We start from the raw sequence: 25,494 nt of genomic DNA on the forward strand, positions 1-25,494 counted from the left end.
TATCACAATGAAGAAAGCTGCTATTGCCTTATCGATTGCACTTACTACTACAGCCGCATTGGCTGATGACGAGTTGACGGTTTATATGATGGACCCCTCTTCCGGCGAGGCAGCCGGTGAAGTAATGATCAGTGATAGCGAATATGGATTGGTGTTCACCCCCTCCCTGGAAGGTTTAGCGCCGGGCGGACATGGTTTCCATGTACACGAGAACGCCTCTTGTGAAAGTGCTGAAAAAGACGGTAAAACCGTACCAGCGGGTGCTGCAGGCAGTCACCTCGATCCGGAGAAGACGGGACAGCATGGCTACCCCTGGGCAGACAACAGCCATCTCGGCGACCTCCCTATCCTGCTAGTAGACAGTGACGGCATGGCAACGCATCCCGTACTCGCTCCCCGCTTAACCATGGACGACCTGAAAGACCGTGCATTGATGATTCACCAAGGCGGTGATAACTATTCTGATGCCCCTGAAAAACTTGGTGGTGGCGGTGCCAGGGCGCTGTGCGGTGTGATTAAGTCATAATCTGAGGCCTTTCACTTCTAACCATAAACAACAAAACCGCCTGTATGGCGGTTTTGTTTTATGATGCTTTAAGCATCTGGCTGAGTTCCTGAACCTGACTTTCACTCAGGTCACTCAATACAGAGGCCGATTTCTGCTCCAGTGTCGCTGACGCGTACTGATAAAGCTTCTCTCCTGCTTCCGTGAGCCTGACCAGACTTACCCTCGAATCACGCTCGTTGGTATCGCGACCAATGAATCCAATTTTTTCCATCGGCATCAGCATGCACGTAACGCCAGAGCCAGTTCTGCCCAGTGCGTCTGCGATGTCTATCCGACGCAGCGATTTATTAGGTGCAGAAACCAGACAATCCAGCACCATATATTCTGCCAGTGTAGAGTTGAACCTGAGGATAGTTTTCCAAATTAAACCGCTAAAGCGGTAATGCTCTCTCGTACTTTTTTCTCCAGAGCATAAACGAGGACGGTGTAAGCAAAATGGCTGACATAAACGCCAGAAAACCTTTTGTACCAAAGCACCCCTTTTCGACGTCATTGAGTAAAACTTTAAAACAAACCGTACCGCCATCATTTTCTAATGGCCGATAAAAATAAATCAGTGTCTTATCAGTATTGCTCGGCATTACCCCAGAAAACTGAGGCCCGGTTGCAGCAGGATTCATGCATCCAACCAGTCCAACTAACAGTACGAGAATAAATAATGGTTTCATAGATTTCCTGTGATCATTTCAAAGATCCCTGCCCTAATCAGCCTGTTAATGTAAAATATTGGCTGAAGCCATACTGGCCTCAATTTTTACTATCACACCAGACATATAATCCTGATTGAACCAGAGTAATTTTTCTACTGGAAAGCGGCTAAACGTTAATTCTGTATCTGACGTCCAAGCCACATGTAGATTGTCGGGCTTACCATCTAATCCAAAGAATCCGGTATACTCTTTACCTGATTCTACATCTACAATGATTATTCCCGTCTGCCAGTTGGTTGTTGCTCCACATTCTGAATAGCCAAGCTTCGCAATTTTTTTACCATTCGGTGAAATAAATTCAGCAACGTTGGTATGAGAGCACAATGACGGGCCTTCAATTCTTAAAAGATCCATTCCATAGCCCAGGCACTTGAATCCAAACCATATAAAGAAAAAAGTTGCACCGAGATTCCAGACTGATTTTCTTACTTTTCTGATAATGCTCATTGAGTTCCTTTTGCTTGTCTGGCAGAACATTAAAGAGGACTAGAAATGTCACGCTTTTTTGCTGACACTGTAAAGACTAGTTTTTGCAGGCATCAGCTAGTCTGACTCAGCTTCCTACTTGATCAATTGTGCCTCAGTCGCAAAGTATCAATCATAAATGTTGCTTGGAAACCAGGCACAGATGGCGCTGATCTCAGGATTTTTTGCACACGTAGAGGGTAGAAGTGATTTTCCGAGCCCTAAAAACAACAAAGCCCCGCATAAGCGGGGCTTCGTCAAATCTGGCGGAGAGAGAGGGATTCGAACCCTCGATACGCTATTAACGTATACACACTTTCCAGGCGTGCGCCTTCAGCCACTCAGCCATCTCTCCAAATTGTGTGTCGACGGTATATCGTCGAGCGCGCGTATAGTAGGGAAACTCCGTCGCAGAATCAAGCAAAAGTCAGTAAAAATTCGCCGACTGCTTTATAATTAAGCACTTACGGCTTGTTTACGTTTTAATTCTGCAGAGAAGTTCAACATGCGATCCAGTGGAATGAGCGCTTTTTCACGTAGTGCCGGGTCCACATGAATTTCGTGATCGTTTACGCCTTCCGTCAGGCTGTTGTAGATGGCCTGTAAGCCGTTCATTGCCATCCACGGGCAGTGAGCACAACTTTTACAGGTTGCGCCGTTACCGGCCGTCGGGGCTTCTATAAACGTCTTTTGTGGCATCAGTTGTTGCATCTTATAAAAAATGCCTTTGTCTGTGGCCACAATGAAGGTTTGATTCGGCATATCTTCAGCAGCTTTGATAAGCTGGCTGGTTGAGCCAACAGCATCTGCCAGGTCTACCACACTTGCCGGAGACTCAGGATGCACCAGAATTGCCGCATCAGGATACAAAGCTTTCATATCATTGAGCTTCTGTGCCGAAAACTCATCGTGCACGATACATTCGCCCTGCCACATCAACATCTCAGCGCCAGTCTTGTTAGCAATGTATGAACCTAAGTGACGGTCTGGCCCCCAGATAATGGGTTTGCCCTGCTCGTCCAGGTGCTCAACAATTTCAAGCGCAATACTGGAAGTCACAACCCAGTCTGCGCGCGCTTTTACTGCCGCCGAGGTATTTGCATACACCACCACGGTGTGATCAGGATGGGCATCACAAAATGCGCTGAATTCTTCAATTGGACAACCTAAATCCAAAGAGCAAGTAGCTTCCAGATTGGGCATTAGCACGGTTTTCTCAGGGCTGAGAATTTTTGAGGTTTCGCCCATAAAGCGCACGCCGGCAACAATGAGGGTGTCGGCTTCGGCATCTCGACCAAAGCGCGCCATTTCCAGCGAGTCAGCCACACAACCACCGGTTTCTTCTGCCAGTGCCTGAATTTCGGGATCAGTATAGTAATGTGCCACCAGAACAGCGTTGCGATCTTTGAGCAGTTGTTTGATCTGTTCTTTAAGTTCAGCTTTGCGTTCTGCGCTTAACGGCGCAGGCTTTGCTGGGAACGGATAATCAACTTGATCGACTCTGAAAGCAATAGACATAACAAGTAGCCTGAATTATGGACAATAGGGCGACGGATTATACCCGACTGTCATAAAAATTACATACTGTTAAGCTACGAATATAAGGTTATCGCGGATTATCAGACGAAAGAATAACGTGGCTTGAAAGTAAAGTAATGACTATTCAGCTTGGAATGATAGATAGCGTGTGATTACTAGGATATTTCTGAGTGAGTGTGCAATCAAGAAGAGATGGTGGGTCGTGCTGGATTCGAACCAGCGACCAATTGATTAAAAGTCAACTGCTCTACCAACTGAGCTAACGACCCATCATTTGATTGCAATTTAAAAGATGTCTTTCCGACTGGAAAAGATGGTGGGTCGTGCTGGATTCGAACCAGCGACCAATTGATTAAAAGTCAACTGCTCTACCAACTGAGCTAACGACCCATCTTTTGATTGCGCGAAAGGCGAATTATTCATTTTAGAGAATGGTGGGTCGTGCTGGATTCGAACCAGCGACCAATTGATTAAAAGTCAACTGCTCTACCAACTGAGCTAACGACCCATTCGCTTTTCTTCGTCACCACTCTGTGGCAACGGCGGCATATAATACTCATATTCTGAGGCAGCGCAACCCAAAATACGCATTTATTTGTGTTTTTCTGTCCTTATCCGTTCAAACGCTCAAAATGAAATCAAATCGTTCAGTAAACCTGCTAATTCCGGCAAGTTATTATGAATAGAGGATATTTCCACTGGTTACAATTGGTACGAAGGAAGTGTGAAAAAGACAACCTTTATCGGTAAAAAACGATAAGGTACAAATTAATCATGGGAATTGCAGAGACACGAAATTAAAAAAACCTCCCGAAGGAGGTTTTTAAAAACGTTAGACGCCTGACATACGTGATTGAGCAAGTTTCGTTGCGGCTGAATCAGGATACTCCTTGATCACCTGTTCGAATAACGAACGGGCTTTATTCGCATTCCCCTGCCTTTCCGCAATCATACCCAGCTTAAAAATCGCATCTGGACGCTTGGCTGAGTCGCTGTACTGATTAACGACAGTATCAAACTGCTCATAAGCGGCGTCCCATTGCTGTTCACGGAACAAAATCTGCCCGAGCCAGTAATGGGCATTAGGGACGTATGAGCTATCAGGATAATCGCTCAGGAACGACTGTAACGAGGCGATTGCCCTGTCATACTCACCCGATTTGAGAATAAGATTCACAGCGGCCTCGTAAGCGTCACTGTCGCTTTGATCGTTCCTCGCAGCAGAACTTGTGCTTGCCGCGGGCTGACTCTGCGTAGGACGTGAAGCGGCTGGTGTCGCTGGCGGCGTGTAAGCAGCCTGAGGATCTGCTGACGACGCTGCGCCAATTCCCGCTTGCTTCAATGCTTCAACTCGCTTATCAATCTCTAGATATAACTCACGCTGGCGCTCGAGTACTTTTTCTAGCTGATTAGTGTGTACTTCAACCGTACCACGGAGCTCATCAATTTCACCTTGCATGGTATCGATTTGCTGCTGTAAGCGATGTTGCATTTGCGTACGGCTGTCGACCATCCGCTCAAGAACAGAAATACGCTGTTCCAGTGTGCTAGACGGCGCGCCAGAAGACGCTGAGGATGCCTGAGGCGAATTGCCAAGGTCGTAGACCGGAGCTTGCGCCTGTGCCACTGCTGAAATACAAAGGGCGGCACACAAGGTGACGCCCTGAATCATTGGTTTAACCAAAGCTTAAGCCCTTATTGGTAAACAACGATACCACGACGATTTTGTGCCATCGCGTATTCGGTAGAACCCATAACTGCTGGCTTCTCTTCACCGTAAGAAACGGTTGAGATCTGGCTGCTGCTTACACCAGCATTCATCAGATAGGTTTCAACTGCCTGTGCACGACGCTCGCCCAGTGCAATGTTGTATTCTGGTGTACCACGTTGGTCAGTGTGACCTTCGATAACCACGTTTTGATCTGGATTTTGTACCAGGAACTCAGCGTGCTTATCTAACAGAGTTTGGAATTCCGCTTTAATCGTTGAACGGTCGAAATCAAAGTAAACCGTTTGCTCTTGTTTCAGTGCAGCTTTCTGCTCTTCAACAATTTCTTTCATACGTTCAACGCGCTGAGCAGCTTCAGCCTGTACGCGTGCAGCTTCTGCTTCACGAGCCTGGCGCTCTGCTTCTGCTTGTTCTTGCGCAACACGGTTACGCTCTGCGGCTAACTCTTCCTCAGAAGGGCCTGAAGAACAAGCCATCATAGTCACCACCGGTAAGGCAATAATGAAGCTTTTCATTACTTTGTTCATTTGCATCCTCTTAATCCTTATATTTTATTTATGTTTATCTGTTTTATAACAAAAATGGTGACCAACTCGGCGACTTCACTTGTCCATTTGTGGCTGGTAACCTGGCTTTAAAGCGCCCATCCAGTGACACTAAAGATAGTACCTGAGTGCCCTCATGAAGGGTACTGTAAATAATCATGCTTCCATTCGGGGCAATACTCGGAGACTCATCCAAAAAGGTTTTCGTCAGTACCTGTATGCCGCCATTTTCCAATCCAAGTTTAGCGATATGATAATCACCACGAGTGCGATTAACCAAAACCATCTGCCTGCCATCAGGTGTGATGGTACCGCCAAGATTCTGCTCGCCTTCAAATGTAAGGCGTCTTACCTTCCGGGAAGATAAATTTACGCTATAAATCTGAGGTTTACCACCCCGTTCCGAGCTAAAAATTAACCCACTACCGTCTGGTAACCAACCTGGCTCAGTGTCGATAGCGCGGTTACGGGTGATTCTGCGCAGATTTTTCGTTGCAATATCCATAACATAGATTTCAGGATTTCCATCTTTCGATAACACCATGGCCAAACTCTTGCCATCGGGTGAGAATGCCGGGCTACCGTTGATGCCAGGGAAATCCGTCATCGTGGTACGTTTCATGGTGTAAATATCCTGAATGATAATCTGCGGACGTTTATTCTCGAAGCTCACATACGCTAGCTTTTCTCCGTCTGGCGACCATGCCGGCGACATCAATGGCTCTGGTGACGACAACAAGCGCGTTTCGTTCTCACCATCGTAGTCTGAAATAACCAACTGGTAGGGTAATTTATTGGTTTTGCGATCACGCACAACCACATAAGCCAAGCGAGTCAGGAAGGCACCACGTTCACCGGTAAGTTTTTCATACACCACATCGCTGATACGGTGAGCATATTGGCGAAAATCTGCCGAACTGATAACAGCCTGACGACTATCGATAACATGGTCGGCACTGTTTGCTAGTTTACCATTGCTCATGCCCTGGGATTTACCACCCGTTACTTGGCCTCGTAACACGTCGATCAGTTCGTAAGACACACGATACTTGTCTGTGCCTTCCGGGGTAATGGTACCCACTAAAATAGTATCGACGCCCGCTTTGGCCCAGGCATTATAATTAACCTGTTTGTCGGTCGTAGGCTGCTGAGGCATTTTTGCCCGAGCAATAGGATTAAATTTACCACTGCGGGTTAAATCCGCGGTAACCACATCCGAAATGTTCTCCGGCATCTGACCGGGACCACCCCACTTGAACGGCACTACGCCAATAGGACGCGCACTGTCTACCCCTTCGGTGATCACAATTTCTAATGAAGCGTTGGCCAGGCCACTGATGCTCAGTAGAACCAGACCTAATAACATCCTGATATTTCTCATCGTCACTACAGTCTCACCGTTATGTTTATATCTCTTATTTGTTCGTATACAGCCGGATCATCAGATACAGGCAATTTATCCGGCCGACGAACGGCTGTTTCTGCTGCACGGCAAAGTGCGTCATTACCGCCCCGACGAGTGACCTGGGTAACATAACCCGAAGTTGCGAGGCGAATATTTAATTTACACTCTTTTCCTTTAAAGCTGTCATCCGCAATCAGGAATCGTTGTACGGTTGCAGTAATTAGCGCGCGATAACGATCGACCTCACTCATCACCTGCTTCCTACGACGCTGAGCCTGCGCAGCTTGTTCCGCTTTAAGCTGCTCTTGCAAGATCCTGTCCTGTTCTGCTTTTTCAGCCGCTTCTTTTGCTTTTCGCTCGGCTTCAGCCTTTTCACGGGCTTCCCTGGCCTTACGATCTTTCTCTTTTTGTGCGGCTAGCTGTTTCAGTTCTTGCTGCTTTTTACGTTCAGCTTCTTCCCGGCGTTTTTTGTCGGCCGCCTTTTTCTCTGCTGCCTGTCGAGCGGCCGCGTCAGCCTTACGCTTCTTCTCCGCCGCAGCGGCTTCACGTGCCTTGCGCTGACGCTCGTTTGCTTCAGCCTGGGCTTTCGCTGCAGCAGCTTCCTCGGCTTTCTTCTTGTCGGCGATTGCTTGAGCATCAATGAAAGTCGCCTGTATAACAGGCGCATCACTGTTGCTCACCGGCTCGAAAGGCTCAGGAGAAAAACTGACGCTAATTAGCAACACTACAGCAATCGCCACATGAACGCCAATGGCTTTAGCTAATGCTTGCTGATTAGAATTTAATTTACGCATACTTTATGACTATTCGTCTACAGGATCGGTCATCAGGCCAACTGACGGCACGCCCGCCTGCTGTAGCAACACCATCAACTGAATGACTTCGTTATACGCTACCTGACCGTCGCCTTTCACCACAACGGGCGTTTGCGGCTCGGCTTTTAACTTCTCAGCGACAAGGGCGGTAAGCTCTTGCGTACCTAAAGCAGTTTCCTGATCGTTACCAATATTTAGATAGTAATTGCCTTGCACATCGACTGACGCAATGAGCGGCGGCGTATCTTCCTGTTCAATTGGCTGGGCACTGGCTTTTGGCAGTTCGACTTTCACGCCCTGTGAGATAAGTGGCGCGGTAACCATAAAGATGATTAACAGCACCAACATAACGTCGATGTAAGGCACCACATTGATTTCGGATACCGGACGACGTCGTTTACGGGTATACATACTCGTTCTCCAGTGCGAAAGTTATTGTGGTTGCGCTGCTGAGGCCTGGCGCTGCAGAATCGCAGAAAATTCTTCCATAAAATTGCCATAGCTATTTTCAAGCTTTTCAACTTTGTGGCTGAAGCGGTTGTAGGCAATAACAGCTGGAATAGCAGCAAACAAACCGATTGCGGTAGCAATCAGCGCTTCTGCAATGCCTGGCGCAACCATAGCCAGTGTAGCTTGTTGCACTTCGCCTAAGGCAATAAAGGCATTCATGATACCCCACACCGTGCCAAACAGGCCGATGTAAGGGCTAATGGAACCCGCGGTGGCGAGGAACGGTAAACGGCTTTCCAATTCTTCTACTTGGCGTGACATGGATACACGCATGGCACGATATGTACCGTCGACAATGCCGTTTACAGGCGTGCTTCCTTTGCGTAAACGCACAAACTCTTTAAATCCTGCACAGAAAATATTGGCCATGCCTTTTACATCTGAGCGGGCAGACAATTCCTGATAAAGGCGGTTAAGGTCGGCACCGGACCAGAATTTGTCTTCAAACTGGCGCATCTCTTTGTCTGCGGCATTTAGCGCTTTAGTGCGCTGGAAGATAAATGTCCAGGAAGCAATGGAAACACTCAACAGCAATAACATGATGAGCTGTACTACAAAGCTGGCCTGTAAAAAAAGTCCGATAAACGTTAAATCAGATTCCACTGGATAAATCCCCTAATAAAGTGGCTGGTACTTTCCGTGGCTTCATTGCCACAGGGTCGACACATGCAATTTTTATGTCCGCCGAAACAATCAATTTGTCATGCGGATCTTTTATTAGTTGCCTGAACGTGAGGCTTGCGCCCTTCAATTCTACAATTTGCGATTCAATACTCAACAATTGATTAAATCTGGCTGGCGCATGGTTATGCATTTCAACCCGTTTGACGACAAAGGCTATAGATTGTTCCATTAACTTGTCTTGTTCATAGCCGAGCTCTCGCAACCACTCTGTGCGCGCACGCTCCATGAATTTCAAATAATTGGCATAATAAACGATGCCTCCGGCATCGGTGTCTTCATAGTAAACCCTGACTTTCAGGGTATGGGTAGCCATGCAATACTCCACTATAAAAATGTAATGAAAATGTCACAGTATAATTCAACGTTCAGCACCCACCAAATGGTCTGTTTTTGGCGATAGATCGCCGATAAATCAAGGTTAACAGCGAATAGCAACCATATTGATAACACTGAATTAACACATTAGTTTTTCTAATTAAAAAATATAATTTTACTCAATTGCCAGGGTAAAAATACGCTTTATAATGCGCGTCATCTGTCGAACAGAGTGAAACAGTTGAAAGACGTTTCACACGAGTTTTCTCCTGATTGACATGAGTTCCCTGGATTTATTTCCTTCAACACTTGTTGTTTTAGCCCGTTCATTTTGAGCGGGCTTTTTTTATGCCTGTTGAAAACTGCCTGAAAGATACATGAATAGAAAGAAAAAGGAAAAAACGGCTGTTCTTTCCTGTATATATAGGGGAGATATCAGGATTCAGGTTCAAATCCGAAATGTAAATAGGCCCGTTGAGAAACAATGCGTCCCCGCGGCGTGCGCTGTAAGAACCCTTGCTGAATAAGGAAAGGCTCAATCACATCCTCGATGGTTTCTTTCTCTTCACCAATAGCAGCAGCCAGGTTATCCAGACCTACCGGACCACCATCAAACTTGTCAATAATGGCAGTGAGCAGCTTTCTATCCATATAGTCGAAGCCTTCTTTGTCTACATCGAGCATATCCAGGGCTTTCGCCGCGACATCGGCGTGTACCTGTCCATCGGCTTTTATTTCGGCATAGTCTCGTACACGACGTAACAAGCGGTTAGCAATACGTGGCGTGCCGCGGGAGCGACGGGCCACTTCTTGAGCCCCCTCTTCGTCCATGTCTAAATTCAAGTAGCTAGCGCTACGCTGAATAATGGTGGTGAGATCTTTAACGTTGTAAAACTCAAGACGCTGAACAATACCAAAGCGGTCTCGCAGTGGTGATGTCAACGAACCGGCCCGGGTAGTCGCTCCCACCAGCGTAAACGGCGGTAAATCGAGCTTGATAGAACGGGCCGCAGGCCCCTCGCCAATCATGATATCTAACTGATAGTCTTCCATGGCTGGATAAAGGATTTCTTCTACCACCGGACTCAAGCGATGTATTTCATCGATAAACAACACATCGTTCTTTTCGAGGTTAGTCAGCAGTGCCGCTAAATCGCCCGCTTTTTCTAGTACCGGGCCGGAGGTAGTTTTGATGTTCACACCCATCTCATTAGCCACGATGTTTGCCAGGGTGGTTTTACCCAGCCCTGGCGGACCAAAAATCAACAGATGATCCAGCGCATCTTCGCGGTTGCGGGCAGCCTGAATAAAAATTTCCATCTGCTCACACACGTGAGGCTGACCGGTGTAGTCAGACAGCATTTTTGGCCGAATGGCGCGGTCAATGACTTCGTCTTCCGTAGTAGCAGAAGGGGCAATCAGTCTATCAGCTTCAATCATCAAAAATTTCCGTTAAAGTGCCGCTTTTAAAGCTTCGCGAATGAGACTTTCGCTACCCATACCGTCCTGATAAACAGATTCAACCAGCTTACTGGCCTGAGCAGGTTTATACCCTAAGGCAATCAGTGCACTTTGCGCTTCTTCTCTGGCATCGTTTACCGGCACGATAGTGTTCATGAATTTGGCGTCGACGTCTACAGGCATTGGAACAGCTTGTTGCTTACCGAACTTCGCCAGTCGGTCTTTCAGTTCAACCACCAGCCTTTCGGCAGTTTTCTTGCCAATACCCGGTAGACTTACCAGCGCACTCACATCTTCGTTCTGTACGCTAATTAGAAATTGTCCTGCAGACATGCCAGACAGAATGGTAAGGCCCAACTTCGGCCCCACACCATTGGCTTTAATCAGTTCGCGGAACAGCTCCCGTTCCATTTTATCGGCAAAACCAAACAGTAACTGGGCGTCTTCGCGCACCACAAAGTGTGTATAAACTGCCACACTCTCACCCACTGCTGGTAATTGATAAAAACTGGTCATCGGCATTTGAATTTCATAGCCAATGCCATTCACATCGATTAATACTTCCGGGGGCTGTTTTTCTAATAATCGCCCTTCAATTCTTCCAATCATTTATTTGATAACCAAATTAGGTGCCGGCCTAGATGCCCGCTTAAATTTTGCAGGCAGAGATTAGTGGCCCCATTCAAAACCTTCCGCAGCAGGGACGCTGCGGTAGAGCGCCCATGGATGGGTTTACCGCGTGTTTTGATTGGGGTCGCAAATCTGTGCTGTGCCGCGAAATTTAGGCGGGTATCTCTCAGCGCAAGCGGCGACGGACGGTTTTGCTGGCCTGTCCCGCCATGTTAATTAGACTTTGTTCCGTGTGGGCGTGACACAGTGCCACAGCCAGGGCATCGGCCGCATCAGCTTGAGGTGTGCCTGGCAGATTCAGCAAATGTTTCACCATGTGCTGCACCTGGGTTTTCTCGGCGCTGCCTTTTCCTACCACCGCTTGCTTAATTTGCCTAGCGGAATATTCAGCCACCGGCAGTTCAGCCTGCGTTGCGGCAACAATTGCGGCCCCTCTGGCCTGCCCCAACTTTAATGCCGAGTCAGGATTTTTAGCCATAAACACTTGTTCGATGGCGAACTGTTGCGGGCTAAATTGGCGAATCACTTCACCTACACCAGCAAAAATTTGCGCCAGTCGATCGGCCATCACATCACTTTTCACACGGATACAACCACTTCCCAGGTACACTAATTTTCCCTGCTTTCTGGCGATGACACCATAGCCGGTAATTCGCGACCCTGGATCTATACCCAGTATAATCATGTTAGTGGTCCAGGTACAAATGCTTCTGCTGCATCGCGGTTAGATGGCGACCATAAACGCATTAACGCAAGGGGTTTGCTTAGCCACTCGTGGGCTAAATGTTCGGTAAGAATGATGTTCGCTGTAGAGGGAACCTGGGCAGTAAACACATGTTCGGTATTGTATTGGGTGCCTGGGGGATAACGATGGAGCCATCGTTTACGAATGAGATAGCGGTTAATTTGAAAGCAGTTCTTCAGCTGTGCGGAAACCAGCACAATACCCGTTTCCTCTGCTACCTCGCGCAGGGCTGTTTCGACAGGCTTTTCACCCTGCTCGACGGTACCCGTTACCGATTGCCAGAACTCCGGGTCGTCATCGCGCTGAAGCACTAAAATTCGGTGGTGCTCGTCATAGAGCACCACCAGCACCGATTCCGGTCGCTTAAACGCCATTAGGGTTTATTCAGTGTCTTTTTTTACTGTGGCTATCGCCAGTTCTGCCAACGCAGCCGGGTTAGCCGGGCTTGGTGCGTCAGTCAGCGGGCACGCCGCAGTGGTGGTTTTCGGGAACGCCATGACGTCACGAATAGACGTTGCACCGGTCATCAACATGACCAGACGATCCAGACCAAATGCCAAACCTGCATGCGGTGGCGCACCAAACTGCAGCGCTTCTAACAGGAAGCCAAACTTGTTTTGTGCTTCTTCTTCATCGATACCCAGAATACTGAATACCGCTGACTGCATGTCTTGATTGTGAATACGCACAGAACCACCGCCCAGCTCTACACCGTTCAGTACCATGTCGTAGGCATCAGAAATGGCTTCTGCCGGGTTGGCTTTCAGCTCATCTGCCGTTAGGCCGCGAGGTGCTGTAAACGGGTGGTGACACGCAAACAATGCACCGTCGGCTTCTTCAAACATCGGGAAGTCTACTACCCACAGCGGTTTCCAGTCGCCATCCAGCAACTCAAAATCTTCACCTAACTTCAGGCGTAATGCGCCCATGGCTTCGGTAACAACGTTTTTGTTATCTGCGCCAAACAGCAGAATGTCGCCAGCTTGCGCACCAGTGCGCTGCAGCAGCGCATCGGTAATATCTTCTGACAGGAACTTCAAAATAGGCGACTGCAGACCTTCCTGACCAGGCTTGTCTTCGTTAACCTTCATCCATGCCAAGCCCTTGGCGCCGTAAATACCAACAAACTTGGTGTACTCGTCAATCTGTTTACGTGACAGACTTGCACCGCCCGGAACACGGATAACCGCAACACGCCCTTTCGGGTCGGTAGCAGGGCCAGAGAATACTTTAAACTCTACGTTTTCAAGCAAGTCAGCCACGTCCACCAGCTCAAGCGGGTTACGTAGGTCTGGTTTGTCGCTACCGAAACGCTTCATCGCTTCTGCGTAGGTCATGCGCGGGAATTCGCCCAGATCGACATTCAACATTTTCTGGAACAGGTCGCGGATCATGCCTTCAGTGATAGACATCACGCCATCGGCATCAAGGAAGGTGGTTTCTAAATCGATTTGGGTAAATTCCGGCTGACGGTCAGCACGTAAGTCTTCGTCACGGAAACATTTTACGATTTGGTAATAGCGGTCCATGCCCGACATCATCAGCAGTTGTTTAAACAGCTGCGGAGACTGAGGCAGCGCAAAGAATTCGCCCTTATGAGTACGGCTTGGCACCAAATAGTCGCGGGCACCTTCTGGCGTTGCTTTGGTCAGGATTGGCGTTTCGATATCGAGGAAACCTTCCTCTTCCAAATAACGGCGTACTGCGCCGGTTACCTTGGCACGGAACTTCAGGCGGTCGCTCATTATCGGGCGACGCAGGTCGAGGTAACGGTAACGCAGGCGCTGCTCTTCTGAGTTTTCCTGATTCCAGTCCAGAGGTAGTACTGCCGACTTATTGATGATTTCCAGGCCCGTGCCGAGAATTTCAATTTCACCAGTGCGCATGGCTTTGTTGATTTGTCCTTCAGGACGAGGACGTACTTTACCGGTGAGTTTTACGCAGAATTCGTTACGCAGCTTGTTCGCCACTTCCAACACTTTCGGTAAATCCGGATCGAAGACCACCTGCACAATACCTTCGCGGTCACGAAGATCAATGAAGATAACGCCACCTAAGTCACGACGCTTGTTAACCCAACCACAAAGTGTGACTTCCTGGCCGACGTATGATGAATCAATATTCCCACAGTAATCTGTGCGCATGGTCCCTGAACCTCTGGTAATGTGTTGTCTGCCTGGCGATGCTGACTTGCATGGCGATGCTGTCAGTGCTTCAATGCTGCCGAATATTCGCGTTCTTCTAAATGAACAATCCGGATAAGCCTCAGACTTTAGATAAAAATAAGGTCGCATAGTATAAACAAATGCATCGTAAAGCCCAATGACAAAAAACGAAATCCCTGGCCAACTGAACAATTCTCTGCCACCTGTGTACATTGGCGTACCGCAGTGGCAACACCAACGCTGGCCTACAGATTGGTTTAACGACACCAGTGCCAGAAAAAACATGCTTGAGTACTATGCAAAACAAATGAATTCGGTAGAAGGGAATACCACTTTTTATTCTCTGCCGTCAGAGGAAACCGTGCAGCGCTGGATTGAACTGACACCGGCTAATTTTCGCTTTAATTTTAAGGTACATCAGACCGTCACTCACGGCGGTGCGCTTGATCCTTTTCATCCGGATATCGAAAAACAGCTTGCCCTGCTCGCCCCGCTGAAAGAGAAACTGGGCATGCTGATGCTGCAGTTTCCTGCCAGTGTCGGCCCGCAGTCTCTGCCTGCCATTGCAGAAATGCTGTCGCAGTTTCCTCAGGACTTAGCGATGGGTGTAGAAGTGCGCCATCCGGCGTTTTTCGAAAAGGGACAGGCAGAGCAGCAGTTTAACCGCCTGCTTATGGAAAGAAACGCAAACCGAGTAATCATGGATACCCGGGGATTATTTGCTAATCCGCCTCTTGATGAACTCACCGCAGAAGTGCAAAGAAAAAAACCGAAGTTACCGGTTAACGTGATTGCCACCGGCATGCAGCCTGTGGTCCGGTTCGTTGGCGGAACGGATGATGAGGCGAACACATGTTGCATGCAGCCATGGATTGGCAAATGTCATCAGTGGAGACAGGAAGGCCGGACGCCCTATATGTTCTTTCACAGACCGGAAAACGGCGATGCGCCGTGGCTGGCGGCGGAATTTATTGATGCCTACAACGCCCGCTACCCTGAAAATGCCTTACCGACGCTGACGTTTCCGCCACCCGCTGCCGAGCAAACCTCGCTGTTCTGACGCGGCGCTTCTTGAGTTCAGAAAGGTAATTTAAACAGAAATAAGACACTCTGACGGGTTTCAGAGTGTCTTAGCAAGGGAGTATTTAGCGGAAATCTCCGGCGTCAAGTTCATGTTTTTTCATCAACTTGTGCATATCGGTGCGGTTGCGACCAGCCAGCTCAGCCGCGCGAGTCACATTACCGTCGGTCATTTTAAGCAGTTTGTGCAGATACTTCTGCTCAAATGCATCCCGCGCTTCGGTAAGGGTTGGCCAGCTCTGACGGGTCGCCGACAGTGCTTGCTGAACAAGGTGTAACGGAATAACCGGCGTCTGGGTTAACGCCACACACTGTTCAACCACGTTAACCAGTTGACGCACGTTACCCGGCCATTCAGACTTCACCATTAACTGCATGGCGTCGTCGGAAAACTGCGTCACGTTAACGCCATGACGCTGCCCACTTTGTTGCAACAAGGTGCGCGCCAACAGCGGAATATCTTCGCTACGTTCTTTCAACGATGGCAGTTTCAGATTCACAACATTCAGGCGATAGTACAAATCTTCCCGGAAGGTGCCCTCTTCCATCTCTTTGTGCAAATCTTTATGGGTGGCCGAGATAATACGTACATCAATATCCACATGCTTAGCGCTACCCACTGGGCGAATTTGACGTTCCTGCAGAGCACGCAATAATTTAACTTGCAGTGTCATCGGCATGTCACCAATTTCATCGAGGAACAGTGTGCCGCCATCCGCTTCACGGAACAGACCCGCATTCGCATGTACGGCGCCGGTGAAAGCCCCTTTCGCATGGCCAAACAATTCTGACTCCAGCAGGTTTTCCGGCAGTGCGCCACAGTTAATCGCAATAAACGGTTTGTCGCGACGATTGCTGGCGCGGTGAATCGCATTTGCTAACAGTTCTTTACCGGTACCGCTAGCACCACTGATCAGCACGCTCACTTCACGCTGTGCGATGCGGAATGCCTGATCCATCACGCTGGTCATTTCCGGCGCGCGGGTAATGATGTCTTTACACCAATCTTCAGGTTGCACTGAAAGCGATTGGCTCAGCGCCTTTTGCAGTAGTTTTCTTAATTCATCATGGTCAACAGGCTTTGGTAAGAATCCAAACACACCCCGTTGCGTGGCCGCAACTGCATCTGAAATGGTGCCGTGGGCCGTCATTAAAATCACTGGAATATCTTTTCGTACGCCCATTATTTCCTCGAACAGACTTAATCCATCGAGTCCGGGCATGCGCAGATCGGATAACACCACATCAAAATCTTCGCTGCGGATTTTACGCAAAGCGGCTTGGCCGTCTTCGACCGCAGTGACTTGATAGCCTTCACCTTCAAGTCGGATGGTTAGCAGGCGTAACAGACTCTTATCGTCATCAACGAGTAGCAATCGGGCATTGCGTTCTCCGGATTTATTCATCGTTGGGTACTCCTGTTTTTATCCATCAGCGTTGCTTCTACTTTGAGCAACTCATCCATCTTCTTTGTTTGCACTTCTAAATCTTCTTCAAGCATCTTTATTTGTTTTTCTTTGTCAGTATTCACTCTGTTTAGAATGACCAGTGCCGATTCCAACTCCAGCATTTCGCTGTTTGGCGCGTCGACAATGGTTTTCACCACAGCTTGCATTTCTGGCGTAAGTTGGCTGACGACTTCCTCTAACCAGTGTTGAGCCCGCAGTCGAGACTGATACGGCGTGTCCGTGGGTAACGATAAAATGACTTTTTTAATTTTATCGTCAATGCCCTCGCCCAAATCAGCGATAGCTTGTTTACGTACAGGCCAGCGGGTGTTGTCAGCCTGAACCCATAAATTGACCCAATATAATAAGTCGCACTGATGTTCAAAATTGGCTGCATCTTCGTCAACAAGACACAAGGAGTCGCTTTCCACGAGTTGTGGCGTTTGACTGTTGTCTTCAACCGGGATAACCGGCGCTGACTGATTCCCTTCTATTGCTGCGCACCCGCCTAACAAGACGACGATGGGCAACAATAATTTAATTCTCATTTACGTTTTTCCTTCTGCGGGATACTGACTCTGAAACACACATCAGCATAATCAACTTCAACAACAGCGACATCACCGTACATCAAGCGCGCGCAATCTGAGACGATAGACAGGCCGAGACCTGTTCCAATAACATTGTCATTTCTCGGATCGTCACCGCGGGTAAAGGGTTCAAATAATTTACCCACTTTTTCCTGCGGTATTTTTTTACCGCGGTTCGCCACGTCGAGCACGGCTACACCGTCCTGTTCATAAATATTGACTGAAATCGGCCTGCCAATAGCACCGTGGGCAACGGCGTTTGACACGAGGTTGTCGAGGATACGGCGGTAGAGTTCCTCGTCGACACTGACCGATTCAACACGTACATCCACCGTCACTTCTCTGTCTTGAAGCGCCAGTGCATAATCTTCTACACAATCACGTACGAGTTCGGCAGGATCGATACTGGTGAATTTAGGCTCGGCCTGTTGTAGCAAGAGGTTATAGTCAAGTAACTTTTCCACCAACGTATTCAAGCGCTGGGTACTGGAACTCAAAAGCGATAAAACTTCTGCCTGTTGGGGATTCAACTCCCCGACTACATTCTCAGATAGCAAGCTACAGCCTTCTTTAATACTTGCCAACGGGGTTTTTAACTCATGGGCCGCATGACGTAACAGCGCAGTGCGGATATGCTCAAGTTGTTGTAAACGTTCAGAAAGCCAGTGTAGATCTTTTTCCACACCAATAAGTTCAAACGGGGCTTTGGTTGAAAGAGGCGGCAACTCCCCCCGTTGGTGAGCGAGAATTTGAATGATCTGTTTCAGTTTGTTGACCGGCTTAACAATCAATTGGCTTCCTAACAGAATTAACAGTAATGACACCGATACCAACATGGCTGTAGACCAAGCTTGTTTGGCCTGCATGTTGGTCATGTCTTCACGTTGAATAGCCAGTCGAGCCTGAATGGATGCATCGACGTCTTTGCGCATAGCAATAACGCCATTACTTAACGATGCAAGATAGGCATTAAGTAATAGTTGATCGTTAATCGTGCGGAAATTTCGAAGTTGTTCGATTTGCTTAACTAATTGCTGACAGTTTTCGGAATTGTCGATGATGTCACACAAATCCTGCTGCGCTGAGGCAAACTGCGCAATGGCATTATCTGTCAAATCAGCCACGGTGGTGTTTTGTATGATGGCATATTGTCGAAGTGTACGCTCCAGGTCTGTCGCCGCACCTTCTAATTGCTGCATGAATCCCACTGCGGTAACCACGAACCGGGTTTCCGCCGTTGTCATACGGCTTACTTTTGCAAGGTCGCTTTGACTTTGCCACAACAGTGCAATGAGGGGAACCAAAGCCAGTATGAAACTGCCTAGGGTTAGTTGTCTGAGGGAACCAACTCGCAAAATTCGATCACTAAGTAAAATCCGGTTTTTCAGGATCGCACACCCCTATGATTGCCGCAATAGATGGCAACGCCAAAAACAGCGTAGCCATCGTAATTAAAACTTAGTTTGGCGTTTGCAAACTCACCAAAATCACTTCTTTACTACTTTCCAGTTCTTCCATGCTCAACAAACCATCACCGTTCTTGTCGATGCGACTGAACAAGCGCAATAATCGGGTGTCCGCTACGGCCTCTTTCAAGGAAATAGCGCCATCTTGGTCGTCATCTAAATCTGACAACATTGTTTCAACAGCATGGGCATCTGCCACGGCGACTGCCTGGATAGTGACGATGGTAAGTAGCAGCAAAAATAGTTTTTCAATACGTTTCATATCAGACCTCCTGTGCTCAAATATGCGTGAGCGGATGTATGGAAACGTAATCACTGCGTCAATACAGAAGCTCACCTACTCATAAGTAAGCAGGAGTAATGCCAAACATTAAAAGCAGTTAAACATCAGAGACTTACAATAAGACCAATAAATAACAACATGTAGAGTGTTGCTAAATATCTACACACTGAAGATGGGATTTACTCAACGGAAGTTGTGTCATCCAAAAAATGGGAAAAGTTTTTCGGCAGTTCTATTAGTTTAGAAAGTGGAACAGGTTTGCTGAACAAAAAGCCCTGCACATGATCACAACCATGTTCATTGAGATAGCGCCACTGGCTTGGTTGCTCAATGCCCTCAGCACAGACGGTAAGCGCAAGGCGTTTTGCTAAATCAATGATCGAGCCGGTTACCATTCGCGACCGATCTGAAGATTCTAATTCACAGATAAATTGTCTATCAATCTTTAATGTATCGATAGTGATTTGCGTGAGATAACTTAACGATGAATACCCGGTTCCGAAGTCGTCTAATGCAATGGCGCAGCCCATGTTACTCAAGCGTTTAAAAAACTTGTCAGCAGTATCAAAGTTTTCCAGGTAAGAGGATTCTGTCACCTCAAACTCGAAATATTCAGGGTGCACCTTATAGCGCTCGAACAATTCATAAATATCGTTGAATAGGTCGGTATGACGCAAATCGTGACCAGAAAGATTAATGGCAACTCTAAACTTATTGTCAACCAGCATCTGCAAATCAGGCAACTCCATGCAGACCCGCTCTATCATCCATTGCGTAATGGAAGAAATTCGTCCGCCCTGCTCTGCAATAGGAATAAATTCGCCAGGCATCACCATACCGTACTCTGGGTGCTCCCAGCGGATTAACGCTTCAAGACCTATGACCGCGCCATGCTTAGAGATTTTCGGCTGATAGTAAACGCGGAATTCATCATGACGAATCGCACTGTCGATACTGTTTGCCAGAGACATCTTGCGCTTATACGATTCCACCATATCAACGGTAAAGAGGGTATGGGTTCCCCGGCCTTTCGCTTTTGAGCGATACATGGCGAGATCGGCATTACTCATCAGTTGGCTAAGCTCGTAGCCTGCATCCGTGGCTCTGGCAATACCGACACTCACCCCCACAGACAACGCCAGTCCCCGCAGCATAAAGGGCTCTTCAAAGGCACTTACTAATTTTGTCGCCAGATTATTCAGACTTACATCGGACACATCGCGGTCGGGAACGATGATAAATTCATCGCCGCCGAGACGGGCCACTAAATCCCCTTCCCGCAATAAATTTTGCACCCTGTCGGCCACTTCAATCAGGATTAAATCCCCGGTTTCATGACCCAGTGAATCATTAATACTTTTAAAACCGTCAAGGTCAAAAAAGATGAGTGCTAAATCTTCTCGTAGACGTCTCACTCTCGCCAGTTCTAACCTGAGGTTATCCATGACAAACTGGCGATTAGGAAGCGCTGTCAGGCTGTCGTAATTCGCAAGTCGCATCATGGTTTGCTGCTGCTCTACGAGTGTCGCGTTTTGCTCTTTATTGATGGTGAGTTCAACTTCAATCGTGTCCAGAAAGCTATTAATATTGCCAACGAGACTGCTGATTTCGCGACTTTTTCCAGGCAGGAAACGGGCTGTGTAATCTTTGCTAAGCGATATTTTTCGGGTGAAGTCGATGAGGTCTTTGAGTGGCTTCAAGAGCACTTGAATAATCGAAAAAGCGATAACAACAGCAATAATAATAACCGCAATGAGTTCAGGCAAAGTCTGAAACGCCAGGACCTGCTGACCTTGCTTTTTAACATCAGATAAATCACTGATAACGACCACTGTGCCCTCTACGGCATAATCACTTCCAATTTCCGACACGCTAAGAATGAGATCGTCGTCAGCAAGGACACCGTAGGGATGCTTTAAGGCCAGTTGTTTCATTTCCTCTGAACGACCGCTCCCGGAAGCACCAAGCAAACGTTTTTGTTCGTCGAAAATGTATGCAGCAATGATGGCCTGACTGTTTTCGAGCAGTGCCAACTCTCTATCGATGATGACGTTTTGTCGGCTAGCATCACTCTCGCTAGCTATTCGCATGGCGATATTGTCAGATAGGTTCGATACTTTTTGCTTTTCCAGCATCTCTATCCGTTCGTCCTGACTGCGCGCAGACAAATAGAACGTCGCCACTACGGAGACAGAGACTACCGCTGTTACCAACAGTGTAAGAGGCAATTTTATCGACCGGAACAAGGCGTCTTTCCTTAACTATCCTGCACACGCAAAAAGGCGCAGGCTACTCAGCATGATTTTCAGTTACCGAGAGCTTAGATTTTATAAACTGGCTGTGAGGTATATGCAGTAAATCGGCGATTCGCCGTATAATATGCTCCTCAATTGGCGCTATATTTTCGTCAGCATAGGCAACTTTCCACAGGTCGGTAAGAATATCCTGCTTTTCACCATTATTACACTTTTGATTAATAACTTGCGTGAATTGCACCAAATCCACCGCCTCTTCTGCCGATGATTGTCCCTCTTCCATTAATGTACTTAGCTCATCATCTAACAAGGAGAATTGCTCATTGAGCAGCGTTTTATAAGCTTCTAACTCGCGTGGATCGGCCTGCCTATCTGCACGAATGATCTCGCTTAGCAGTGCTGCGGTAGCCAATTTGACCGTGTGTTGTTGTGGTTTATCGTCGTGATTGTTGCGAAAAAGCTCAAGTACCGCTTTTAACATAGCTTTATGTCCGTTTGAGAAAAATTACCTTTATATACGCGCAAATTAACAAAATGTATTTTCTACTGAGACAGGCTTCAAATTTAAGCCGATTAATCACGTGCCGTTTATTTCGCCATGGACAACCGCACACTTAACGTTGAACCATTATCACTGAATCTGACACTCTCGCAGAGTTCCCGTAAAAAACAGATCCCGCGGCCATAGCAGGCCGTTAGGCAATCTTCATCGAGCGCACTGACATCGAACCCGTCTCCCGAATCAGAGATGGTAATATCAAGGGCCGATTCTGAGGGTTTGAATAGAATTTTGAAGGCAATCTCACCTTCGGTCAGGTTTGCCAGAAGCGTGTCTCGACGCTGGTAATATTGATGAAAACCGTCAGGTGTCGATTTCAAATCAGAACTGAGTTTTAACACGCCATGTTCCAACGCATTATTAAACATCTCAGATAGAATGGTATACAAATCAGAGCGCACGAGCGTCATGCCGGGCTGGGAATTAATCATCTCCATCAAAGAAGTAATAATATGCGGGTTATTTAACTCTCTGCCTTGCAATGTCAGGTGTATTGAGTATGGCAGCTCATTTGTTGCGAAATCCTCTTTAAGTACTTCTAACGACTGACAGCTAAATATAACAATGGTGGTGTCATCGGCCTGAATGGTATCGGCACGGTATTCAGCCGCGCGTTCAAATAAGAACGCCGCAGTAATGGTTTCTGGACTGGAAAACCACGACATCACCCCCTCTTCGTCGGCCATTTTTCCGTGCTCATCCATGACTTCCATCAAACCATCGGTATACACCAGTAATTGGTCTCCCGGCTCTCCCTCAATAATTTCACATTCTGTGTCGAACTCGTCGGACTCCAGAATGCCTAATGCCATGTGTCTCGACACCACTTTATACATCGATAGATTGGTCGATGATTTAAGTAACAGAGACGGCAGTCCGCCATTCCATATGTTAAATCGGCACCCGCTTGCATCGACTTCGATAACCGCGGCGGCACAGAACATATCAGGCGGTAACAGTGACCCGAGGGTCGTATTCAGTTGCGCAGCAATTTCGCCAGCAGAGTAGCCTTTTCGCGCCAGAAACCGAAACGTACGACTTACCGGTAGCACACCAATGGCAGAAGCCAAACCATGACCGGTAAAATCTCCCACCAGAAAATATAGCCCGCCTGCAGGACTCGATTCACAAAGGAATACGTCACCATTGAACACCGCCGCAGGTGAAAGACTGAAATCAAAGAAGTCAGTAACCAGCTCTTTATTCACAATGGCGTTATTGAATATGTGTTCGACGATAGCGTGCTCACGATCGACACTTTGTTGAAAATAGCGTAGCGACTGGTTTTGTTGTTCAATTTTGCTGGTTAGTTGGCGAATTCGGTCATGGGCGCGAATTTTTGCCGCGAGAATAAGCTTGTCGAAAGGCTTGGCAACAAAGTCATCGCCCCCAACTTCTAAACATCGCGCCAGACTTTCTTTGTCATCAAGAGAAGTAATGAAGATAACAGGCAGGTAATTGTCCCCAGCCATTTCTTTAAGTACAGGCGCAACTGCGAAGCCATCCATGCCCGGCATCATTACATCGAGTAACACCAGATCAGGTTGCACCTCTTGGGCTAATTGAATGCCCTGCTGCCCGTCTTTTGCTTCGTAGCAATCGGTGTACCCCTGTTCTTCGAGCATATGCAAAAGAAGAAAGCGATTCAGCGACTCGTCATCGATAATCAGAATTTTCAAACGCCATCCCCATCAAACATAGCAGGAAGATAATCACTGACCATTAACTTATGTCGAATTTCTTATCAAAACGCGAAATTGTTAGGATGCGCGCCACTTGCGGGCGACAATGCGTTATTTTATAAGCGAGGGATCTTTCACCTAGCGATTTCTGCATGTTTAACAGCATGCCTAACGCTGAGCTATCCATATATTCGGTTTGCCCCAAATCAACCTCTACGGTTGTAATGTCTTCAGGTAAAGACTGATAGGCATCTCTGAACTCCTGTACTTTGCCAAAATCGAATTTATCATCCAACTTGATCACCCAAGTTGCATTATCATCAGCCAAATTTGCTGTAATCGTCATCCATTCTTCCTTTAAAGTAACCTTGAATAAGCGTAGTCCCATATTATTACTTTATGAAAGTAAAAATGGCGATAAAGTATAATTCTATTGGGTTTTACTCTGTATTTTCCTTATTATAACAACCATGTGAGCGATTCGCGCTCGACGGATGCACGATAAAACGTTGGAGTAGCAAAGCGTTACCTCAGCGGGATATACGATAGTAAACAGAGATATACATATGCACGACTCAAAATTGGTTTACAGTACAGACGGTGGCAAAATTCAGGAGAAGCGACCTGAAATGAGCCGCTCTGTTTCCAAAGACGGTATTGTTAGAATTCACCGTGAAACGAAGGGGCGCAAAGGAAAAGGCGTTTCTATCATTCAGGGGCTGGACTTAGATGAGAAAAGCCTGAAGAGCCTGTGTACAGAATTAAAAAAGAAGTGTGGTTGTGGCGGCGCAGTCAAAGACGGTGCCATTGAAGTGCAAACCGACGACCGGGAAAAATTACGCAGTTTGCTTGAGCAAAAGCAATTTACTGTAAAACTGGCCGGTGGATAGAGCAAATCCCAACTACAATTAGATTTACACGTGTTTAGACGTTTAGCTGAGTATTAGAAGAATGGAAAAACTATCAATCTCTGACCTGCACATTGTGTTGGTTGAGCCTTCAGACACACAAAGAAAAATCATTACCAGCCTGCTGATGCAGGAGAATGTTCGCGAGATTGACGCGGTAAGTTCCATAGAAGAAGCGCGTAAAGCGATTGAAAGTCACAGTGCTGATCTTGTAGTGAGTGCCATGTATTTTGAAGATGGTACGGCGATTGAGTTACTTAAATTTATTAAGGACAGCACCGAGTACGCGTCTATTCCTTTCATGCTGGTTTCCAGTGAAAGTCGTACTGTAAAGTTAGAAGAGTTTAAGCAAGCCGGTGTTGCGGCTATTTTGCCAAAACCGTTTGAGCCATTACACCTGTCGCGAGCGCTGAATGCCAGCCTCGATTTGATCAACCACGATGAGCTGGATCTTGACCTGTTTGATGTACAAGAAGTGCGGGTACTGCTGGTTGACGATAGCCGTCTGGCCCGCAATCATATTCGTCGTGTACTGCAAGGTATGGGGCTGAAAAAAATTACTGAAGCAGAGAATGGCGCGATGGCGCTAACGCATATTAAGGATGCGGAGTTTGATTTAGTGGTGACAGACTACAACATGCCTGAAATGGACGGTCGCGAGTTGTCCGAGTTTATTCGCTACAACCCGGAAACAGCGCACATTCCAATCATCATGGTCACCTCAGAATCACAAGACAGCGTGCACATGGCGAACATTCAGCAAACTGGGGTTAACGCTTTGTGCGATAAGCCTTTCGAGCCAACGGAAGTGCGCGCAATGCTAGCGGCATTGCTCGGAGAATAACGTAAAAGTCTACGCGTAAAGCAAAGTGGCATAGCACAGCGTATACGAAAGGAGAAGCCCCTCCCCACTGATGATATGCTGCAGGCGTATAAA

28 protein-coding genes and 4 tRNA genes are annotated in these 25,494 nt (G+C 47.4%); 4 read left to right on the forward strand and 28 right to left on the reverse strand.

What is annotated here, in order from left to right; genetic code table 11:
- The first annotated feature begins 7 nt into the window (after window positions 1-7).
- On the forward strand, window positions 8-526 hold the full coding sequence (sodC, locus tag ACXAGX_RS08055) for a superoxide dismutase [Cu-Zn] SodC (protein ID WP_474818041.1): 519 nt from the start codon (window positions 8-10) through the stop codon (window positions 524-526).
- A 58-nt stretch (window positions 527-584) separates the two neighbouring features.
- On the opposite strand, the gene ACXAGX_RS08060 is transcribed toward sodC, so the two are convergent.
- The 20 genes from ACXAGX_RS08060 to aspS form a co-directional block, all read right to left on the reverse strand.
- Window positions 585-1,040, reverse strand: coding sequence for a MarR family winged helix-turn-helix transcriptional regulator (locus tag ACXAGX_RS08060; RefSeq protein ID WP_474838099.1), 456 nt, complete (start codon window positions 1,038-1,040; stop codon window positions 585-587).
- Window positions 940-1,236 carry a hypothetical protein gene (locus ACXAGX_RS08065; RefSeq protein ID WP_474838121.1) on the reverse strand — a complete coding sequence of 99 codons (297 nt, stop codon included), beginning with the start codon at window positions 1,234-1,236 and terminating at the stop codon, window positions 940-942. The genes ACXAGX_RS08060 and ACXAGX_RS08065 overlap by 101 nt, the downstream gene beginning before the upstream one ends.
- 45 nt (window positions 1,237-1,281) lie before the next feature.
- Window positions 1,282-1,725 (reverse strand): hypothetical protein, encoded by a 444-nt coding sequence (locus ACXAGX_RS08070; protein WP_474837659.1) that lies wholly within the window; start codon window positions 1,723-1,725, stop codon window positions 1,282-1,284.
- Window positions 1,726-2,007: 282 nt separating this feature from the next.
- Window positions 2,008-2,098: transfer RNA gene (locus ACXAGX_RS08075), tRNA-Ser, on the reverse strand.
- A gap of 101 nt (window positions 2,099-2,199) precedes the next feature.
- Entirely contained in the window at window positions 2,200-3,261 is a 1,062-nt protein-coding gene (nadA, locus tag ACXAGX_RS08080; protein WP_070126870.1) for a quinolinate synthase NadA, read from the reverse strand.
- Window positions 3,262-3,475: 214 nt separating this feature from the next.
- Window positions 3,476-3,551, reverse strand: a tRNA-Lys gene (locus ACXAGX_RS08085).
- 45 nt (window positions 3,552-3,596) lie between these two features.
- Window positions 3,597-3,672, reverse strand: a tRNA-Lys gene (locus tag ACXAGX_RS08090).
- 42 nt (window positions 3,673-3,714) lie between these two features.
- A tRNA-Lys gene (locus tag ACXAGX_RS08095) sits at window positions 3,715-3,790 on the reverse strand.
- A gap of 324 nt (window positions 3,791-4,114) precedes the next feature.
- Window positions 4,115-4,954 carry a tol-pal system protein YbgF gene (ybgF, locus tag ACXAGX_RS08100; RefSeq protein WP_474818403.1) on the reverse strand — a complete coding sequence of 280 codons (840 nt, stop codon included), beginning with the start codon at window positions 4,952-4,954 and terminating at the stop codon, window positions 4,115-4,117.
- Between the two features lie 23 nt (window positions 4,955-4,977).
- Window positions 4,978-5,544, reverse strand: coding sequence for a peptidoglycan-associated lipoprotein Pal (gene pal / locus ACXAGX_RS08105; protein WP_474837661.1), 567 nt, complete (start codon window positions 5,542-5,544; stop codon window positions 4,978-4,980).
- A gap of 37 nt (window positions 5,545-5,581) precedes the next feature.
- Window positions 5,582-6,937: a Tol-Pal system beta propeller repeat protein TolB gene (gene tolB, locus ACXAGX_RS08110; protein ID WP_474837663.1), complete on the reverse strand. Its 1,356-nt coding sequence runs from the start codon at window positions 6,935-6,937 to the stop codon at window positions 5,582-5,584.
- 5 nt (window positions 6,938-6,942) lie between these two features.
- Complete coding sequence (gene tolA / locus ACXAGX_RS08115; RefSeq protein ID WP_070126874.1) at window positions 6,943-7,755, reverse strand: cell envelope integrity protein TolA; 813 nt, start codon at window positions 7,753-7,755, stop codon at window positions 6,943-6,945.
- A 9-nt stretch (window positions 7,756-7,764) separates the two neighbouring features.
- The gene (gene tolR, locus ACXAGX_RS08120; RefSeq protein WP_070126875.1) at window positions 7,765-8,187 is read right to left on the reverse strand and encodes a protein TolR; all 423 of its coding nucleotides are present in this window, start codon (window positions 8,185-8,187) and stop codon (window positions 7,765-7,767) included.
- A 21-nt stretch (window positions 8,188-8,208) separates the two neighbouring features.
- The gene (gene tolQ / locus ACXAGX_RS08125) at window positions 8,209-8,889 is read right to left on the reverse strand and encodes a protein TolQ (protein WP_474837665.1); all 681 of its coding nucleotides are present in this window, start codon (window positions 8,887-8,889) and stop codon (window positions 8,209-8,211) included.
- Window positions 8,879-9,283 carry a tol-pal system-associated acyl-CoA thioesterase gene (ybgC, locus tag ACXAGX_RS08130; protein ID WP_070126877.1) on the reverse strand — a complete coding sequence of 135 codons (405 nt, stop codon included), beginning with the start codon at window positions 9,281-9,283 and terminating at the stop codon, window positions 8,879-8,881. The genes tolQ and ybgC overlap by 11 nt, the downstream gene beginning before the upstream one ends.
- A gap of 437 nt (window positions 9,284-9,720) precedes the next feature.
- Window positions 9,721-10,725: a Holliday junction branch migration DNA helicase RuvB gene (gene ruvB / locus ACXAGX_RS08135; RefSeq protein ID WP_070126878.1), complete on the reverse strand. Its 1,005-nt coding sequence runs from the start codon at window positions 10,723-10,725 to the stop codon at window positions 9,721-9,723.
- Between the two features lie 12 nt (window positions 10,726-10,737).
- The gene (ruvA, locus tag ACXAGX_RS08140) at window positions 10,738-11,355 is read right to left on the reverse strand and encodes a Holliday junction branch migration protein RuvA (protein ID WP_474818033.1); all 618 of its coding nucleotides are present in this window, start codon (window positions 11,353-11,355) and stop codon (window positions 10,738-10,740) included.
- Window positions 11,356-11,542: 187 nt separating this feature from the next.
- Window positions 11,543-12,061 (reverse strand): crossover junction endodeoxyribonuclease RuvC, encoded by a 519-nt coding sequence (ruvC, locus tag ACXAGX_RS08145; protein WP_070126880.1) that lies wholly within the window; start codon window positions 12,059-12,061, stop codon window positions 11,543-11,545.
- Window positions 12,058-12,495: a dihydroneopterin triphosphate diphosphatase gene (gene nudB, locus ACXAGX_RS08150; protein ID WP_474818031.1), complete on the reverse strand. Its 438-nt coding sequence runs from the start codon at window positions 12,493-12,495 to the stop codon at window positions 12,058-12,060. The genes ruvC and nudB overlap by 4 nt, the downstream gene beginning before the upstream one ends.
- 6 nt (window positions 12,496-12,501) lie before the next feature.
- Entirely contained in the window at window positions 12,502-14,265 is a 1,764-nt protein-coding gene (gene aspS, locus ACXAGX_RS08155) for an aspartate--tRNA ligase (protein WP_474837667.1), read from the reverse strand.
- A 178-nt stretch (window positions 14,266-14,443) separates the two neighbouring features.
- Between aspS and ACXAGX_RS08160 the strand changes: the two genes are divergently transcribed.
- Window positions 14,444-15,346: a DUF72 domain-containing protein gene (locus tag ACXAGX_RS08160; RefSeq protein WP_474837669.1), complete on the forward strand. Its 903-nt coding sequence runs from the start codon at window positions 14,444-14,446 to the stop codon at window positions 15,344-15,346.
- Between the two features lie 85 nt (window positions 15,347-15,431).
- Here ACXAGX_RS08160 and ACXAGX_RS08165 read toward each other — a convergent pair whose 3' ends face one another.
- The 8 genes from ACXAGX_RS08165 to ACXAGX_RS08200 form a co-directional block, all read right to left on the reverse strand.
- Window positions 15,432-16,772: a sigma 54-interacting transcriptional regulator gene (locus tag ACXAGX_RS08165; RefSeq protein ID WP_474837670.1), complete on the reverse strand. Its 1,341-nt coding sequence runs from the start codon at window positions 16,770-16,772 to the stop codon at window positions 15,432-15,434.
- Window positions 16,769-17,362: a hypothetical protein gene (locus ACXAGX_RS08170; RefSeq protein WP_474818026.1), complete on the reverse strand. Its 594-nt coding sequence runs from the start codon at window positions 17,360-17,362 to the stop codon at window positions 16,769-16,771. Before ACXAGX_RS08170 ends, ACXAGX_RS08165 begins: the two co-directional genes overlap by 4 nt.
- Complete coding sequence (locus tag ACXAGX_RS08175) at window positions 17,359-18,762, reverse strand: sensor histidine kinase (RefSeq protein ID WP_474838101.1); 1,404 nt, start codon at window positions 18,760-18,762, stop codon at window positions 17,359-17,361. Before ACXAGX_RS08175 ends, ACXAGX_RS08170 begins: the two co-directional genes overlap by 4 nt.
- Before the next feature lie 100 nt (window positions 18,763-18,862).
- Window positions 18,863-19,132 (reverse strand): EF-hand domain-containing protein, encoded by a 270-nt coding sequence (locus ACXAGX_RS08180; protein WP_474818025.1) that lies wholly within the window; start codon window positions 19,130-19,132, stop codon window positions 18,863-18,865.
- Window positions 19,133-19,332: 200 nt separating this feature from the next.
- Window positions 19,333-21,399 carry a putative bifunctional diguanylate cyclase/phosphodiesterase gene (locus tag ACXAGX_RS08185; RefSeq protein ID WP_474837672.1) on the reverse strand — a complete coding sequence of 689 codons (2,067 nt, stop codon included), beginning with the start codon at window positions 21,397-21,399 and terminating at the stop codon, window positions 19,333-19,335.
- Between the two features lie 43 nt (window positions 21,400-21,442).
- Window positions 21,443-21,889: a tellurite resistance TerB family protein gene (locus ACXAGX_RS08190; protein WP_474837674.1), complete on the reverse strand. Its 447-nt coding sequence runs from the start codon at window positions 21,887-21,889 to the stop codon at window positions 21,443-21,445.
- A 107-nt stretch (window positions 21,890-21,996) separates the two neighbouring features.
- Complete coding sequence (locus ACXAGX_RS08195) at window positions 21,997-23,646, reverse strand: SpoIIE family protein phosphatase (protein ID WP_474818021.1); 1,650 nt, start codon at window positions 23,644-23,646, stop codon at window positions 21,997-21,999.
- Window positions 23,647-23,689: 43 nt separating this feature from the next.
- A complete protein-coding gene (locus tag ACXAGX_RS08200) occupies window positions 23,690-23,995 on the reverse strand; it encodes an STAS domain-containing protein (protein ID WP_474837676.1) in 306 nt (101 codons plus the stop codon).
- Between the two features lie 220 nt (window positions 23,996-24,215).
- Here ACXAGX_RS08200 and yciH point away from each other — a divergent pair, with 220 nt between their 5' ends.
- Window positions 24,216-24,539 (forward strand): stress response translation initiation inhibitor YciH, encoded by a 324-nt coding sequence (gene yciH, locus ACXAGX_RS08205; protein ID WP_474818019.1) that lies wholly within the window; start codon window positions 24,216-24,218, stop codon window positions 24,537-24,539.
- 61 nt (window positions 24,540-24,600) lie between these two features.
- The gene (locus tag ACXAGX_RS08210; RefSeq protein ID WP_474818018.1) at window positions 24,601-25,401 is read left to right on the forward strand and encodes a response regulator; all 801 of its coding nucleotides are present in this window, start codon (window positions 24,601-24,603) and stop codon (window positions 25,399-25,401) included.
- Window positions 25,402-25,494: the final 93 nt, after the last annotated feature.

It is taken from the genome of Alteromonas sp. ABV4_515, assembly GCF_056160345.1.